At 32.7% G+C, this 12,149-nt stretch carries 9 protein-coding genes and 3 tRNA genes; 6 read left to right on the forward strand and 6 right to left on the reverse strand.

What is annotated here, in order from left to right:
- Positions 1 to 742 precede the first annotated feature (742 nt).
- The 4 genes from H4V97_RS03400 to H4V97_RS03415 all read left to right on the forward strand — a co-directional run bounded on the left by H4V97_RS03400 (position 743) and on the right by H4V97_RS03415 (position 4,613).
- Positions 743 to 1,693, forward strand: coding sequence for a zinc metalloprotease (locus H4V97_RS03400; protein WP_209548915.1), 951 nt, complete (start codon positions 743 to 745; stop codon positions 1,691 to 1,693).
- A 75-nt stretch (positions 1,694 to 1,768) separates the two neighbouring features.
- Positions 1,769 to 2,860: an AI-2E family transporter gene (locus H4V97_RS03405; protein WP_209548916.1), complete on the forward strand. Its 1,092-nt coding sequence runs from the start codon at positions 1,769 to 1,771 to the stop codon at positions 2,858 to 2,860.
- 2 nt (positions 2,861 to 2,862) lie between these two features.
- Positions 2,863 to 4,044, forward strand: coding sequence for a THUMP-like domain-containing protein (locus H4V97_RS03410; RefSeq protein WP_209548917.1), 1,182 nt, complete (start codon positions 2,863 to 2,865; stop codon positions 4,042 to 4,044).
- Positions 4,045 to 4,046: 2 nt separating this feature from the next.
- A complete protein-coding gene (locus tag H4V97_RS03415) occupies positions 4,047 to 4,613 on the forward strand; it encodes a hypothetical protein (protein ID WP_209548918.1) in 567 nt (188 codons plus the stop codon).
- On the opposite strand, the gene H4V97_RS03420 is transcribed toward H4V97_RS03415, so the two are convergent.
- The 4 genes from H4V97_RS03420 to H4V97_RS03435 form a co-directional block, all read right to left on the reverse strand.
- Complete coding sequence (locus H4V97_RS03420) at positions 4,614 to 5,273, reverse strand: M15 family metallopeptidase (protein ID WP_209548919.1); 660 nt, start codon at positions 5,271 to 5,273, stop codon at positions 4,614 to 4,616.
- A 91-nt stretch (positions 5,274 to 5,364) separates the two neighbouring features.
- A tRNA-Arg gene (locus H4V97_RS03425) sits at positions 5,365 to 5,438 on the reverse strand.
- 23 nt (positions 5,439 to 5,461) lie between these two features.
- A tRNA-Pro gene (locus H4V97_RS03430) sits at positions 5,462 to 5,536 on the reverse strand.
- 87 nt (positions 5,537 to 5,623) lie between these two features.
- Positions 5,624 to 5,707: transfer RNA gene (locus tag H4V97_RS03435), tRNA-Ser, on the reverse strand.
- Positions 5,708 to 5,936: 229 nt separating this feature from the next.
- Here H4V97_RS03435 and H4V97_RS03440 point away from each other — a divergent pair.
- Both H4V97_RS03440 and H4V97_RS03445 read left to right on the forward strand, forming a co-directional pair.
- Positions 5,937 to 7,115: an acetyl-CoA C-acyltransferase gene (locus H4V97_RS03440; protein ID WP_196851267.1), complete on the forward strand. Its 1,179-nt coding sequence runs from the start codon at positions 5,937 to 5,939 to the stop codon at positions 7,113 to 7,115.
- 71 nt (positions 7,116 to 7,186) lie between these two features.
- Entirely contained in the window at positions 7,187 to 7,948 is a 762-nt protein-coding gene (locus H4V97_RS03445; protein ID WP_209548920.1) for a C40 family peptidase, read from the forward strand.
- A gap of 62 nt (positions 7,949 to 8,010) precedes the next feature.
- On the opposite strand, the gene H4V97_RS03450 is transcribed toward H4V97_RS03445, so the two are convergent.
- Together H4V97_RS03450 and gyrA are read right to left on the reverse strand one after the other, a co-directional pair.
- Positions 8,011 to 9,279 carry a tetratricopeptide repeat protein gene (locus H4V97_RS03450; RefSeq protein ID WP_196851269.1) on the reverse strand — a complete coding sequence of 423 codons (1,269 nt, stop codon included), beginning with the start codon at positions 9,277 to 9,279 and terminating at the stop codon, positions 8,011 to 8,013.
- A gap of 42 nt (positions 9,280 to 9,321) precedes the next feature.
- Positions 9,322 to 11,940, reverse strand: a complete 2,619-nt coding sequence (gene gyrA / locus H4V97_RS03455; protein ID WP_209548921.1) for a DNA gyrase subunit A — start codon at positions 11,938 to 11,940, stop codon at positions 9,322 to 9,324.
- Positions 11,941 to 12,149: the final 209 nt, after the last annotated feature.

Below are 12,149 nucleotides of genomic sequence, written 5' to 3' on the forward strand. Positions count from 1 at the left end.
TTTAACTCTATTATAGCAACGAGAGCAAATTTGTTTATTTTCATGCGAATCACTTTCTTTTTTTTCATTGAACTTCGCTCCTTTAATTTTCCTCCAAGGCAAAACCTATCGCGGCTTAATACTGCGGGAATTAAAAAAACATATTCCAATTCAAAAATTCAATTTATTTTTTGGCAATACCAAATTGCTTCCATTAAGTCTTAACAGGAATTAAATAGTACCTCTAAGATAAATTTCAATACTATCTCTAACTTTTTAAAAGAAATGATAGTTAAAATTAACAGTATTGGAATAGGATTAGACACTATCCTATCTATCATTTTTTTCTTTTAAAAATAGAGATTGAAGTTTTTGTTGGTGATAAATATTAATTCCAAATCGTCATGAAGATTAAATTTTGAATTCAAAATAAAAAATGTACCCTACTATTAATAGACAAGCAATTATGAAATTGTTCTTTAAAAATGGGCTATCAAAATAAATATTCTAGAAGCCGAACAATCAAATAGTCACTTATTTTGCAGTATAAAGTAGAATATATAGAGTTCAAATTTCAATTATTATTTTAAAGAATTTAGCATAAGTTCTTTTAATAAAATTGATTATAATACCTTAAGAACAACATTATCTCTAATTAGTATCTTTTAATTTAAATTATATTTTTTTTATTCAAAAAATTGTTATAGAATTGCAATAGTATTAACCAAAACCAATGTTTTACAACAAATAATCCTAATTAATTATGAAAAAAATTCTTTTAACTGCAACTGCATTTTTAATGCTTTTCTCCTGTCAAAACGACCAAACAGAATCGACAGCTCTAGCAGCAAATGCTACTGCACGTCGTTCATGTGCTTCTCAAGATGTATTGGCAGAACAAATGAAAGCTGATCCAACTTTAGCTTTAAGAATGAACCAAATTGAAGCTTTTACACAAAAAGCAATGTTGACTAACCGTTTAGTAGCTGGTAAAATTGTAATTCCAGTAGTAGTAAATGTATTGTACAGAACTGCAGCTGAAAATATTTCTGATGCTCAAATACAATCACAAATAGATGTATTAAACAAAGATTTCACTGCTTCAAACCCTGATTTCGCTTCTACTCCTGCTGAGTTTGCTGGAGTTGCTGCAAATGTTGATATCACTTTTGAATTAAAACAAATTATCAGAAAATCAACTACAAAAACATCTTGGGGAACTAACGATGTAATGAAAAATGCGAAAAGAGGTGGTATAAATCCAACATCACCAAGCAATACGCTGAATATGTGGGCTTGTACAATTGGTGGTGGAATTTTAGGTTATGCTCAATTTCCTGGTGGATCATTAGCAACTGATGGAGTTGTAATTGACTCAAACTATTTTGGATTATCTAGTGCAGCAAGTGCTCCTTACAACTTAGGAAGAACAGCAACTCATGAAGTAGGTCACTGGATGAACCTTAGACATATTTGGGGTGATGCATCTTGTGGAAATGATTTAGTTTCTGACACTCCAGTTCACAAGACTTCAAACTTTGGAGTTCCTGTTTACCCATACGTTAGTACTTGTCTTCCTGCTCACAATGAAATGACAATGAACTATATGGATTATACTGATGACAGAGGAATGTATATGTTCACAAATGGTCAAAAATCTAGAATCACTCCGTTATTCGTAACAGGTGGAGCTAGAGCTGGTTTCGGAATATAATTTTTTAGATTTTAGAATATAAAACTCGCTACTTGTTAGCGAGTTTTTTTATCTTTATTCCCTAAAAAAAAATTAATGCTAACATCAAAAATTATAGCTACCGGAATTTTAAAAGCAGTAACAGTAATTGTTTTAACAGCACTTTCTCTATATTTTTTATATCAAATTCAATCTGTTCTAATTTATCTCGTTGTAGCTTTAATTCTTACTTTAATAGGAAATCCAATATTAGATTTTTTCAAAAGACGATTAAAATTCAATCATGTTTTTGCAACTATAGCAACACTGTTTATTTTTATTCTCATTGTCGCTGGATTCATAATGCTATTTATTCCTTTGATTTTAACACAAGGTCAAAATTTATCTCTGTTGAATACCGCTGAGATTGAAAAAAGCATACTTCAATTAATCAATAAAATTTCTATTTTTCTAGAGAGTCATCAGATCGACTCCGCAAAAATGCTCAAAGAAGCAAATGTTACTTCGAAAATAAATTTTAATTTTATTCCAAATTTTTTAAATACAATACTTGGAACCATAAGTAGTTTCGGAATAGGATTAGCTTCCGTCTTATTCATTACTTTTTTCTTTCTTAAAGATCGAGTATTGTTCATCGTGGGCGCAAAAAAATTAATTCCAGACTCGCATGAGGACCAAATTTTACACTCATTAGAAAAAATAAACATTTTATTATCTCGCTATTTTATTGGATTGTTGCTCCAATTATTTATTGTATTCATTTTGTACCTGATTGTTCTGCTTATTTTTGGTGCACCAAATGCAATTGTCATTGCTTTTCTTTGTGCTGTTTTAAATATCATACCATACATCGGTCCATTAATTGCCTCTATTTTAGCAGCAATTCTAACGATGCTTAGCAATTTAGGAAGTGACTTTCAAACAGAAATTTTGCCAACTACAATTTACGTATTAATCGGTTTCTGGATAGTACAAATTATTGATAATAATTTATCACAGCCAATAATATTTTCGAAAAGTGTCAGTTCACATCCCTTAGAAATATTTCTTGTTATATTAATAGCAGGCTTTCTTTTCGGGATATTAGGAATGATTATCGCTGTTCCGCTTTATACAATTCTAAAGGTAATAGGTAAAGAATTTTTCCCCGAGAACAAAGTCATTCAACTTTTAACTAAAAACATTTAATTTTGAATCTACATATTCTAAATGTTGAAATTCAAGAATTTATCGTAAAAAATATAGGGGGTTCTATTTCAAAATTAGCGCTGAAAAAAAATCCTTTTCCAGAAGTGCAATGGATTTCTATTTTGAATCAAATAGAGGCTAAAACGAAAGCTAAAGGTAAACTTCCCACCTGGTTTTCTACAGAAAATATCATTTATCCAACTAAAATTTCAGTTGAACAGACTTCATCCGAAAAAACAGCTTTTTACAAATCGACTATTGTTTCAGGCGATAGCTTAATTGATTTGACTGGAGGTTTTGGTGTAGATGATTATTATTTTGCAAAAAAAATAAAAGCAGTTGCTCATTGCGAAATTAATCCGGAACTATCAAATTTGGTAAAACACAATTTTAGACAATTAAACACAAAGAATATTAATTGTTATGCGGGAGATAGTTTAGCGACTTTAACTTCATTAAATAAGTATTGGGATTGGATATACATTGATCCTTCCAGAAGAAATGATGCAAAAGGTAAAGTATTCATGCTAAAGGATTGTTTGCCAAATGTTCCTGAAAATCTAGATTTCTATTTTAAAAATTCAAACTCAATTTTAATAAAAACAGCTCCTTTATTGGATATTTCGGCTGGTTTATTAGAATTAAAAAATGTAAAGACCGTTCATATTGTAGCACTGGAAAATGAAGTAAAAGAACTGCTATGGGAATTACACAAAGATTTTTCCGGACCCGTAACTTTAAAAGCCATCAATATTACAAAGGATAAAACTGAGCATTTCGATTTTATTTTAAACCAAGAATCCGAATTAGCCCATTATAGTTTACCACAAAAATACCTATACGAGCCGAATAGCGCTATCATGAAATCGGGAGGATTTGATGAAGTCGGGTCGTTTTATAATCTAAACAAACTCCATAAACATTCCCATTTATATACATCCGAAGTTTTAATTCCTTTTCCAGGAAGAGTTTTTGAAATTCAAAATTCCATCGCATACAGTAAAACGGAAATGAAAATCTTTTTAGAAAGTAAACAAGCCAATATAACCACTCGAAATTTTCCAGATGCAGTTGAAAGTATTCGAAAAAAATGGAAAATAAAAGACGGAGGGAATGTCTATTGTTTTTTTACAACTGATCTAAATAATCATAAAATAGTATTAATTTGCACAAAAATCAAATAAAAATGAAACACCTGCTTACAATCACTTTATTCTTCTTATCCCTTAGTTCATTTGCGCAAAAACCATGCGACTATAGTGTAAACGTGACCGATTCTATTGGAAAATATAAATCCACGAAAGAATATATGATATGTGAGAAAAATTTTGGTGGTACTGCCAGTTATATCTTTTTTTCATTAGCATTGACCGATAATTTACCTACATTAAATGTACAATTGATTCAAAAAAGCAAAGATTTCTTGAAAGCCAATTGTTTTGATAAAAATTCGAAATTATTTTTACAATTAAACAATGGAAAAATCGTCACCTTGATTCATATTGATGAAGAAAATTGTGGTGCGATGATTCGGGATGACAAAAATTACGATAACAGAGTAATCACCGCAAGTTTTATGTTTATGAAAGATAGCTTTGAGGAGTTGAAAAGTTCACCGATATCTATGATGCGAATTAAATATTTAACCGATACTGAAGATTATGTAATCAAAAAAGAATTTACATCTGAGTTAGATAATGTAGTTTACCAACCCGAAAATTACTTCATTAACACGATCCGCTGTGTAGAATAATTAATCACATTTCCATTTGACATTAGAAACTGCGTCATTCAATCCTGATTTTAAATTATAATGCCACCATTCGGAATCAAATGAATTAAAATTTTTCTCTGTCATTATTCTTTTTAATAAAAGTCGATTTTCTTTTATCTCTTGCGATAAGTTGGTGTAATTATGACTCGCCTTTTTACCAAAAAAATCAAAGGGAGTTCCCATATTCAATTCGATTTCATTTGCATCTACAAGAGTGATATCAACCGCTCCACCCCTATTATGTATCGAACCTTTATTGGGGTTGGCTACATATTCCGGATTGGGAACAATCGCCCACATTTTCTTCTGAATATCTAATGGACGGTAACAATCAAAAATTTTGATTTTATATCCTTTATTTATAAACTTTTGATTCGCTTCCACTAAAGCTTGTACCGTTTTTAAACGTAAAAAACATTCCCCACAATCATAAACTTTTCGCTTAAGGAAATTATCGGTTGTGGCATATTTCATATCATACACAAAGTCGGTACTATAGTCTTTTAAGTTTACAAATGTAGTATCATTTATAACTGAACTATTTTTCTCTATAACAATAGGAATCGTACTTTGTGCTTTACAGGAAACGATCAAAAAAATAAAACAAAGAAGTATGAACGGTTTAAAACAGAAAGTCATAATATTATTTTTTATAAAAATAAGATAATTTAAGGATTTACAATAAATATAGAAATAAAAAAACCGATACTAATTAAAGTATCGGTTTTTGTGAAGGCAGAAGGATTCGAACCTTCGACCGCCTGCTTAGAAGGCAGGTGCTCTATCCAGCTGAGCTATGCCTCCATTGCTCATGTAAAAAAATATAGTCGGGGTGGCAGGATTCGAACCTGCGGCCTCCTGCTCCCAAAGCAGGCGCGATAACCGAGCTACGCTACACCCCGAAAAACATAATATTATTTTAATGATTTTTGTAAAAATCTCTTGAGATTATAATCAAAACGCTACATTTTGAAACAAAAATTATTAAGCGGAGGGACAGGGACTCGAACCCTGGCACCGATTACTCGGTGACAGTTTAGCAAACTGCTCCATTACCACTCTGGCACCCCTCCAAACTCAAGGAAACGTGTCCTGTTTTGCGGTTGCAAATTTAAGACAACTTTACGTTACTCACAAGTATTTGAGGGCTTTTTTTTAATATTTTTGAAGCTTTTTATAAAAACACTTCACAATCAAACATATAGAGATAAATAAATATTTAAAAAATATAATGAAGCAATCAAAATATGAAATTGTTTAAAAAAGGTTAAATTTGCTTCATAAACTAATATTATAAAGATCATGAACAAAAGAGTTGTTATTGTTTCTGCCGTTAGAACACCTATCGGAAGTTTTATGGGAGCCCTATCTACAGTTGCTGCGCCGAGATTAGGTGCAATTGCTATAAAAGGTGCTTTGGAAAAAATTAATTTAGATCCAAATTTAGTTGATGAAGTATTTATGGGTAATGTTGTTCAAGCTGGCGTAGGACAAGCTCCTGCTCGTCAAGCGGCAATATTTGCTGGTTTACCAAATAGTGTTACTTGCACAACTGTTAATAAAGTTTGTGCTTCTGGAATGAAATCAGTAATGATGGGTGCACAAGCTATTATGTGCGGCGATGCTGAAATTGTTGTTGCAGGTGGAATGGAAAACATGAGTTTGATTCCGCATTATATGCATTTGAGAAATGGAACAAAATTTGGTCCAACAGCCATGATTGACGGAATGCAAAGAGACGGGTTGTCTGATGCGTATGACAACAATGCTATGGGTGTCTGTGCAGACTTATGTGCCTCTGAATATAACTTTACGAGAGAAGATCAAGATAACTTCGCAATTCAATCGTATGAGCGTAGCGCTAAGGCATGGGCAGACGGGAAATTCGACAATGAAGTAGTTCCTGTTGCTGTTCCACAAAGAAAAGGCGATCCAATTATCGTTTCTAAAGATGAAGAATTTACAAATGTAAAAATTGATAAATTCCCATCTTTAAATCCAGCATTTACTAAAGAAGGAACGGTAACAGCCGCAAATTCTTCTACCATTAACGATGGAGCTGCTGCAATAGTTTTGATGAGTGAAGAAAAAGCATTGGCATTAGGATTGAAACCATTAGCATACATAAAAAGTTATGCTGATGCAGCTCAAGAGCCAAAATGGTTCACTACGAGTCCTTCAAAAGCGATACCTAAAGCGTTAGAGAAAGCAGGACTATCCATCAGTGACGTTGATTATTTTGAATTTAATGAGGCTTTTGCTGTAGTTGGTTTGGCTAATTCGAAAATCCTGGGACTAGAAGAAACCAAAGTCAATGTAAATGGTGGTGCCGTTTCCCTGGGACATCCGCTAGGTTGTTCGGGTGCAAGAATCATTGTAACCTTGTTAAATGTTTTAGAACAAAACAATGGTAAAATCGGTGCGGCTGCAATTTGTAATGGTGGTGGTGGTGCTTCGGCAATTGTTATTGAAAGAATTTAAATAATTATGAGTTGTGAGTTATGAGTTTTGATACTTATAACTCATAACTCTTAACTCATAATTTAACATAGATGTTTGGAATTTGTAATCTTGCTATGATACCACTTCGGTTTGAAGCCAGTGATAAAAGCGAAATTGTTTCTCAAGTTTTATTTGGCGAACATTTTGAAATTTTGGAACAACTCAAGCAGTGGTCTTTTATCAAAATGCAATATGATGGTTATGAAGGCTGGGTTGATTCTAAACAGTTTCAATTAATTTCTGAATCAAGTTTTAATCAATTATCCACAGAGGCTATTATTCTAAATGCTGATTTAATAGAATACGTAACCGCTCCATCAAATTTATTGATTCCAATTCCTTTGGGCTCCTCTTTATCATTTATAAATCACAATGAGATCAATACTTCCAATTTTGATTTTGAAGGAACAAGGACCAGCGGAGAAAAAAACAAAGAACACTTGATTAACACTGCATTTATGTATTTAAATGCCCCATATCTTTGGGGAGGAAAAACTCCTTTTGGAATTGATTGTTCGGGTTTTACCCAAATGGTTTACAAACTAAACGGTTACAAATTATTACGGGATGCTTCACAACAATCAACCCAAGGAGAAGCTTTAAGTTTTATTGAAGAAAGTGAACCTGGAGATTTAGCTTTTTTTGACAATGAAGAAGGTAATATTATCCATGTAGGAATAATTATGGATGACAATTATATCATTCATGCCAGCGGAAAAGTTAGAGTGGATCGATTGGATCATCTGGGAATATTTAATTCCGAAACAAACAAACACACGCATAAACTTCGAGTCATCAAGAAAATTATATAACTAAAAAAACCTATCAAGAATTATTTTCAAGATAGGTTTTTTTTATTGTCTAATAATAAGATTTACATCCTTGCTTTAAGTGCTTTTTTCTTATCAGTCATTTCTAAAGCACTATAAACACTTAAAAGTGTTGACGCTACTTCTTTATTTTTCGGATCTAATTCATTCGCTTTTTCTAAGTATGGCAACGCACCCATAAAAATTCCTTCTCTTTGTTTCTTCAGAACAAGGTAACGTTTATTATCTTTTTCAGAATTGGTAAGTTTATTCATTTCGTCAAAAATAACTTTATCACCATCTAATTTCATAATAGCCAAATTAAGATATGCATTGATGTAATCTGGTTTTATTTCAATTGCTCGTTTATAATACTTTTCAGCATCAACATAATTCTTCGCATTTCCACTGATTACTCCTAAGTTAAAAGTCAAATCTGCATCATTAGGATTTTTTGTTAATACTTCAGCGATTAACTTTTTATACATATCAAAATCCTTAGTATCTAAATATAAATTAGCTTCAGTCAAAGTTAACGAAACATCATCTGGATTTGCAATTCTGGCCGCTGCAATCGCTTTTTTAGCTTCTTCAGTTTTTCCTTTTTGTACTAAAATTAAAGCCATATTTTTATATATCTCTCCTCTTTTTGAAGGTATAACCTCAGTTCTTGGTTTCTCATGTGTTCCCAATTTAACCATCCTGTCTCTTTCTTGAGCAGTTGCAAAAACATCTTCTTGACTACTCAACTTATTAACTGCTAAATAACTGGTTCCTTTTCCAGAATAATTTAAAGTTTTCAAATCGTCATATAACTTCAACGCCGTGTCATAATCTTTAGCATTTATATAAGTAGAAGCTGCATAATATAAATTGATAGTATCTTTTTTATCTAATAAATAAGCATCATATAACTTTTTAGCGCTATCCGCATGTTTTTCAACTTTAGAATCCGCTATGGCATTATTTATTAATTTAAATTTTATTTCAGTAACAGAGGCTGCTGCTTGAGTAGAAAATTTTATTTTTCCAGAAGCTTTTTCAGCTGAAATTAAATCTTGATATGCTTTTGCAGCTAGAGAAAGATTTTTATCTGTATCCACTTTTTTATTAGCTAGATCTAAATAAGCATTTCCTTTCACAAAGAAAAATTGTGCTTTTTCGGCATCAGGTGCAGTTGCGGAAGCTGATTCAGCCGCTTGCAAAATATTTACTGCCTCCTGCGAATTCCCACCTTTAAGTGCTTTTTCAGCTGCCTTTATTTGATCTTTTTGAGCAAAAGTAGCTACTGATATCAATAATGCTGATGCAAGTATTACATATTTACTTTTCATAATATTCTGTTTTTGTTTAATAATTATTTTTTTTTTACGTTCCTATGCTTCATCATCAGAGTCGTCCTCTTCTGATTCTTCATCTTCTTCAGACTCCTCTTCTTCATCTTCGTCTTCTTCCTCAGCTCCTTCGTCTTCAAGAACTTCCAAAACTGGTTTTACTCTTTCGATAGCTTCAGTTTCAATTACATTTCCATCTTCATCCACTACAACTTCTGCAACATCGTCTTTCATAACTTTTGTAACAGCGGCAATTGAATCATTTCCTTTGATATTAATCAGTTTCACACCTTGTGTAGCACGTCCCATCACTCTCAAATCTTCAACAGCCATTCTAATAGTCAATCCAGATTTATTGATAATCATTAAATCATCCGCATCTGTAACTGCATTTATAGAGATAAGATTGCCTGTTTTTTCGGTAATATTTAAAGTTTTAACTCCTTTACCACCACGATTTGTAATGCGATATTCATCAAGGCTTGAACGTTTTCCGTAACCATTTTCAGCAACAACTAATATCTCACTGCTCATATCGTTTACAGTAACCATGCCAATAACTTCATCGGTATCGTCTTTAAGTGTAATTCCACGAACTCCGGAAGCTGTTCTTCCCATTGGACGAGTTTTAGTTTCCTCAAAACGAACTAATTTACCTGATTTTACAGCTAATATAATTTGGCTTTCACCATTAGTTAATTTGGCTTCCAATAGTTCATCACCTTCTTTAATAGTAATAGCAGCGACACCATTTACTCTAGGTTTAGAATATTTCTCCAATGATGTTTTCTTAACCTGACCTTTTTTAGTTACCATAATCAAATTATGGCTTTTTATGTAATCTTGATCTTTTAAATCTTGCGTACAAATAAACGCTTTCACTTTATCGTCACTTTCTATGTTCACCAAGTTTTGAATCGCTCTACCTTTAGCTGTTTTACTTCCTTCAGGTATTTCATAAACACGCATCCAGAAACATTTTCCTTTTTGGGTAAAGAACATCATATATTGGTGATTCGTAGCCACAAACATATGCTCTAAGAAATCTTGATCTCTTGTTCCTGCACTTTTTTGCCCTACTCCTCCTCTATTTTGAGTCTTGTATTCAGTTAAATTTGTACGTTTGATATATCCTGCATGAGAAATGGTAATTACTACATTTTCATCAGCGATTAAATCTTCAATACTTACATCTCCACCTGAATATTCGATTTGAGAACGACGCTCATCTCCGTATTTATCTCTGATTTCCGTAAGCTCTTCTTTAATTAATGCAATTCTCAAGTTTACATCAGCCAATAAAGCTTTCAAATGCTCTATTAACTTCATAATTTCTTCGTATTCTGTTCTTAACTTGTCTTGTTCTAGACCTGTTAATTGACGCAAACGCATTTCCACAATTGCACGAGATTGAATATCCGATAAATTGAATCTTTCGATTAATTTCTCTCTTGCTTCTTCGGTACTTTTTGAAGCTTTGATTAAAGCAATTACTTCGTCAATATTATCAGAAGCGATAATCAAACCTTCTAATATATGTGCTCTCGCTTCCGCTTTTTTCAATTCAAATTGCGTTCTACGAGTCACCACATCATGACGGTGTTCGATAAAATAATGAATCAAATCTTTCAGATTCAACATTTGCGGACGACCTTTTACAATTGCAATATTATTTACACTAAACGACGACTGTAATTGCGTAAACTTATAAAGCGTATTCAAAACCACGTTCGGCGTTGCATCACGTTTCAAGATATATACGATACGCATCCCGTTTCTATCCGATTCGTCTCGGATATTAGCGATACCGTCTATTTTTTTATCATTCACTAAATCAGCAGTACGTTTGATCATATCTGCCTTATTGACTTGATATGGAATTTCGGTAACGATGATACACTCACGACCATCCACTTCTTCAAAACCAACTTTGGCACGCATTACAATACGTCCTCTACCGGTTTTAAAAGCTTCACGAACTCCTTCATATCCATATATTATACCTCCTGTAGGAAAATCAGGGGCTTTAATATAGTTCATCAACTCATCAATTTCGATATCATTGTTATCCATGAAAGCCAATGTACCGTTGATTACTTCGGTAAGATTGTGAGGTGGCATATTCGTTGCCATACCCACCGCAATTCCTGTCGCACCATTAATTAATAAAGTAGGAACACGAGTTGGCATTACTGTTGGTTCTTCTAAAGTATCATCAAAATTTAATTTAAAATCAACCGTTTCTTTATCTATGTCTGCCAATATTTCTTCCGAAATCTTACGCATTCTAGCCTCCGTGTAACGCATCGCTGCAGGACTATCGCCATCTACAGAACCAAAGTTACCCTGACCATCAATCAATAAATAACGCATGCTCCATTCTTGAGCCATACGAACCATCGCATCATAAACAGAAGTGTCACCGTGAGGGTGATATTTACCAAGAACTTCTCCGACAATTCTTGCTGACTTTTTGTGGGCAGATCTGGAATTAACTCCTAAATCATGCATTCCGTAAAGTACTCTTCGATGTACTGGTTTCAAGCCATCTCTGACATCTGGAAGTGCTCTTGATACAATTACCGACATCGAATAATCGATGTAAGCTGTTTTCATTTCATCTTCAATGTTAATAGGAATTAACTTTTCTCCTTCAGACATAAGTTGTTATATTAAAAAATTATATTAGTTTCAAAACGTGCCAATATACAGCTTTTTGAAATTTTATAGCCTGTTTTGCACTACTTATTTCAATGATTTATCAACAAAATTTTCTTCTCTTTTAGTTAATAAATTAAGTAAATTTTAACTCTAATATTAATACAATTTTTGTCTATTAGCTGACAGTAGTTGTTAAAGGAACGGTTTTT

Source organism: Flavobacterium sp. CG_23.5 (genome assembly GCF_017875765.1).
Lineage (GTDB): Bacteria > Bacteroidota > Bacteroidia > Flavobacteriales > Flavobacteriaceae > Flavobacterium.